Origin of the sequence: Dyadobacter sp. (assembly GCF_051859145.1) — a bacterium.
In the GTDB taxonomy this organism is placed as follows: Bacteria; Bacteroidota; Bacteroidia; order Cytophagales; family Spirosomataceae; genus Dyadobacter.
The window spans coordinates 1-3920 of the sequence record NZ_JBHYGF010000412.1; the positions used below are offsets into that span (position 1 = coordinate 1).

The 3920-nt window shown below is 43.9% G+C and carries 5 protein-coding genes; 4 read left to right on the forward strand and 1 reads right to left on the reverse strand.

All coding sequences use genetic code 11. The annotated features are described in order from the left end of the window. Positions 1-15 precede the first annotated feature (15 nt). The 3 genes from rhuM to ACTIE6_RS20485 all read left to right on the forward strand — a co-directional run bounded on the left by rhuM (position 16) and on the right by ACTIE6_RS20485 (position 2094). The gene (rhuM, locus tag ACTIE6_RS20475; RefSeq protein WP_439558426.1) at positions 16-177 is read left to right on the forward strand and encodes a RhuM family protein; all 162 of its coding nucleotides are present in this window, start codon (positions 16-18) and stop codon (positions 175-177) included. A gap of 205 nt (positions 178-382) precedes the next feature. Beyond that, positions 383-1174 (forward strand): type IV toxin-antitoxin system AbiEi family antitoxin domain-containing protein, encoded by a 792-nt coding sequence (locus ACTIE6_RS20480; protein WP_439558402.1) that lies wholly within the window; start codon positions 383-385, stop codon positions 1172-1174. Further along, positions 1171-2094 (forward strand): nucleotidyl transferase AbiEii/AbiGii toxin family protein, encoded by a 924-nt coding sequence (locus ACTIE6_RS20485; protein ID WP_439558403.1) that lies wholly within the window; start codon positions 1171-1173, stop codon positions 2092-2094. The genes ACTIE6_RS20480 and ACTIE6_RS20485 overlap by 4 nt, the downstream gene beginning before the upstream one ends. A 764-nt stretch (positions 2095-2858) precedes the next feature. On the opposite strand, the gene ACTIE6_RS20490 is transcribed toward ACTIE6_RS20485, so the two are convergent. Further along, on the reverse strand, positions 2859-3149 hold the full coding sequence (locus tag ACTIE6_RS20490) for a hypothetical protein (protein WP_439558404.1): 291 nt from the start codon (positions 3147-3149) through the stop codon (positions 2859-2861). Between the two features lie 469 nt (positions 3150-3618). On the opposite strand from ACTIE6_RS20490, the gene ACTIE6_RS20495 reads away from it, so the two are divergent. Next, positions 3619-3920 (forward strand): phosphoadenosine phosphosulfate reductase domain-containing protein (locus tag ACTIE6_RS20495; RefSeq protein WP_439558405.1); only part of this gene is annotated, 302 nt, incomplete at its 3' end.

A 3920-nucleotide genomic window follows, 5' to 3' on the forward strand; every position in this document is an offset into this window, starting at 1 on the left:
AAACATATCAACAACATATACAAATCCAAGGAGTTAGATTTCGCTGCAACCTGTTCCAAAATGGAACAGGTTGCAGCTGACGGAAAGAAAAGAAAGATGCACGTGTATAACCTGGATGTCATCATATCTGTTGGTTACCGGGTGAATTCAACAAAGGCCACTCAGTTCCGGCAGTAGGCAACACAGCGCTTAAAAGATTATCTAATCCAGGGTTATGCAGATCTGACTTGCTTAATAAATTTGAATAAAAATGTGGACTTTCTGTTTATCAAAAGTATGAATAACGGCGACAATCGCCGTTATTCATACTTTTGATAAATTATTTATTTATCTATCTTTGTCTTCACGGCGATGATCGCCGTCATTTATCACTTTTATAAATATGGCAGGTAATCCGGACCGAAGAAGGCTACTTGAAAATCTGATCCCTGAGGGAAGTATTGTTACCAGGCAGTGGCTAATGGAGAAAGCTTCGCTAAGTAAACATGCCATCGATAATCTGGTTAAGAGTCATCAACTCAGACTACTCTCGAAGGGGGTCTACACAAGAGGAAGCATCAGACTCAGCTGGCAGAGTATAGTATCTACTTTGCAATCAGTCATGGATACCGACTATCTGGTTGGCGGGCTGACTGCACTTGAATTGAAGGGCTTTTCCCATTATATCCCTGGCTCCAGAAAAACAATCATCCACCTATATGGCAACGACAAATGGCCGATCTGGGTTGATGAGCTGATAAGTGAAGTAACTTTTGTGCGCCACAGGCGATCTGAACTTTTTGCGACGATGGACCCTGCGATTTCCCGGCAATACACATTACAGGTCCCTTGGGGAGGCGGGACGCACGCTCTGAACATCTCTCAACCTGAACGTGCCTGCCTGGAGGTGATGACCGATGTTCCCAATCAAATATCTTTCGAACATGCCGAACAGCTGTTTCAAGGTATGACAACGTTATCGCCGCGCACTTTGCAGCGCCTTCTGGAAGACTGCACCAGCATCAAAGCCAAGCGGCTATTTTTGTGGTTTGCAACGCGGAATACTCACAGCTGGCTAGCAAAGATTGATCAGGAAAGAATAGATCTGGGCTCAGGCAATCGTGTAATCGCAGAAAGCGGTGAGCTGGATAAGGTCTACCAGATAACAGTCCCCAGACAAAGTCAGAACGGATGAATAAGGATACGATTTACTACCAACAGGTGCAACTTCTTGTCCGGGTACTGCCTCTGCTGGACTCAGAAAAGTGTTTTGCATTAAAAGGAGGCACGGCAATAAACCTTTTCTACCGCGAGCTTCCCAGGCTATCGGTGGATATCGATTTACTTTATCTTCCAGCTGAACCGCGAGAGGTTTCACTAAAAAATATCCGGGAAGCGCTAACACGCCTTAGTACGCTGATCACCAAAACAGTGGCAGGGGTCAAGGTGCAGAACACACACGAGCAAAATGATGGATTACGGCTCATTGTGCAACTTGGCGAGGTGCGCATCAAGGTAGAGCTCTCGCCGGTGATACGCGGGACGGTATTTGAAGCTGAGCGGATGGCAGTCTGCGAATTGGTGGAAAGAGAATTCGGCTACGCCGAAATCCAGGTTGCTTCCCTGCCCGATCTGTATGCGGGGAAAATCTGCGCAGCATTGGACAGGCAGCACCCGAGGGACTTGTTTGACGTAAAATTTCTTCTTGAAAAAGAAGGCTTCACCCAAGACCTGAGAAAAACCTTCCTGGTGTTTTTGATCAGCCACCAGCGCCCGATGTCAGAATTGCTGGCGCCTCATCATAAAGACATCACAGCTATTTATGAAAATGAATTTGCCCAGATGGCCGAAGCGGACGTCTCCCTTAAAGAGCTCGAAGATACCCGCGAGCTTCTGGTCGAGTTGATTCACAAGCAAATGACTGACCAGGAAAGGGAATTTCTCATATCATTTAAGGCACAGACTCCGCAATGGGATCTGTTGGGTCTACAGAATCTGGAGCAGGTCGCTGCCCTTCCATCTGTGCAATGGAAATTGATGAACCTGGCAAGAATGCCCAAGCAGAAGCATGCGCAGGCGCTCAAAAAGCTCAGGGCGGTCCTGTCGAAAAATTGAGCTGACCAACAATTTGATGCTTTCTCTTTCTAAATCTTCGTACATGCCATTCCAATCTGGTATGATTCGGAAGTGGCCGCAGATATACCAGGCAAAACATTCTGTCATTGCTTGAATGGGCTACCTGTAAAGTACACAACCTGATGTAGCTCGCTTACCTTGCTACGAACTCTGAGTCAGGCCATGGCCAGAGACCATGCATGGAATTCAATACAGATGAGAAGAAAAAAAGAAATCCTTTCTATCCACAGGCCCGGAGCGCTTTCGATTTTTTGGCAGCGGTCTAAACTGGATGGCGAAAGTTTGACAATTTAAAAATAGATGTGCTGCCCAATAGCCTATTTTCCAGGATAATCAGATAGGAGAGTAAAGTGTCAATTTTGATCAAAAATTCATATTTTTACTACGAAAACGAGCTGTCGCAGCTCTGTAAAACAGGCATTTTTGTTACTAAAGAACTAGAAATTACTGGAATAAATGAATATAAAATGTAATTAAAACAATAAAATACGCCAAATCCTGTCAAAACATTTTTCGTAAAGAATTGATAGTCTGCGTGATACATTTTAAATTCAGCGTTATTCGTGTAGTAAATATAAATTGGAAGGCGCAACAAGCTCACAGTCAGATGTTTGTAAGCAAAGTTCGAGACCCGTCTCCCTCCCAGTTTTAAAAGGTCCTGATTTCTCAGGGCCTTTTTTTGTGGCTGTAAGTTTTGTTTTAAAGGCAACAAAAAAGGACTGTCGCCAACAGTCCTCCAACTTCTAAGCTTTCGCCCCCATTTGTTCGAGCCCTTCCCAAAGTACTTTCAGGTCAAACAGCGCTGACTTTTCTTTCTGATCAAACGGGATATCCGAATGATAAAGCGCCAGATCGTGGATCATTTTGAGTGATTGGGATAATTCCCGACAGCCCTGACAATCGACGATATACAGAAAATCTGCCTGCGATTGCGTCAGCGGAGCGCCGACATCTAATGCGTGACGTGCATCATTCGTTGCGTTGACTGAATGTTTGTTCGAGTCAACACCTTCTCCATTCGGTAGAGTTTGCATTTGAAATGGATAAAATGTGGAAAGAGAATGGAGAGGTCACCGCAAACTCTACCGAATGGAATTTTCGATCAGGTTTCGGGACTTGCACCCGTATGCCTCTCCAAGGCCATTTTGGCCTGATTTTAAGTAGAAATTCCATAGGTAATCTAGTAAAGTTTGCGGGGCAAATATAGGAGAAAATTCTTATCTGTGACAGGTGCCTTGGACAGTGCTAAGTCAAGGCGAAAACCACAAGGAGGCTTGGTTCTGTAGGATGTAATTTCAGGTGAAATATGAAAACGTTGTGATAGAAAAACTTGACCGCATCGACCCATCAAGGCTTACCAATAGACAATAAGTTTTCGTGAAACTCTCTAAATCAATTGGTTGATTTCACTTTCCTTTCTTTCAATCAAAACCGGCATGTACTACGTAAAGTGCAAGGTTAACTTTCTACTTTGTATGTTAGTAAAAACAAAATTTGATTACCATGTCTCTTAAAGTGCCATTTATTGAAAGCGAAATCCTCGATCAGTACCTCTATGACCAAAATCCACGTCCGTGGGTAATTGGTTTTAGCGGCGGCAAGGATTCGACGCTCCTCCTGCAATTAATCTGGAATGCATTAAAAAAAGTCCCTGATCAATTGAGAACCAGGGATATATATGTTGTTTGCAATGATACATTAGTAGAAAATCCAAGAATTGTCAACTTTATTGAAGCAACGCTAAAACGAATTGAAGTTGCTGCGGTTGAACAGGGCTTGCCGATTAAGGTTCAAAGAACAACGCC